Source organism: Tepidimonas sp., from assembly GCF_046292505.1.
Taxonomy (GTDB): domain Bacteria; phylum Pseudomonadota; class Gammaproteobacteria; order Burkholderiales; family Burkholderiaceae_C; genus Tepidimonas.
The window spans coordinates 1-581 of record NZ_JBKBQX010000237.1; the positions used below are offsets into that span (position 1 = coordinate 1).

Genomic DNA, 581 nt, shown 5'->3' on the forward strand with positions numbered 1-581 from the left:
TTGGCATGCACTGCCGGCTGCTTGGGCGCCGGCCGGGTCGAGTTGCACGTGCGGCGGGTCGAGGGCGGCCGCTTCACCGCTTGGGTGTTCGGCGACATGAAGGTCGGCGACACGTTGCAGGCACGCGGGCCGCTGGGCGGCTTTACGATGCGCTCGGCGCCTGGCGTGCCGCTGCTGTTCGTCGCGGGCGGCGTGGGCTTCGCGCCGGTGCATGCGCTGATCGCACAGCAGCTGCGCCAAGATCCCGAACGGGACATGTGGCTGGTGTGGGGCGTGGCCGACGCCTCGCAGTTCTACGCACTCGACGAGATCGACGCCCTCGTCGGGCGCGCGCGGGCGCTGCGCGTCGTCCTGGCGGCGCAAAGCGGCCTGCCGCCGGCTGCGCCGACGCACACCACAGTGGTCGGCACCGTCATCGACGCACTGGCCGCCAACCGCACCGCCTGGGCCGGACGCGACGTCTACGCCGCCGGCCCGCCGCCGATGCTGCGCCGCCTCGCGGCTTTCTTCGCCGCCGAGCGCGTCGCGCCCTCGCAGCTGCACTTCGATGCCTACGGGGTGTAAACCACCAATGAACCTCG

General features: G+C 72.5%; 1 protein-coding gene. It reads left to right on the plus strand.

The genetic code is table 11. The annotated features are described in order from the left end of the window. The coding region (locus ACK4TH_RS13010; protein WP_409627046.1) for an FAD-binding oxidoreductase at positions 1-564 on the plus strand (564 nt) is incomplete at its 5' end. Positions 565-581: the final 17 nt, after the last annotated feature.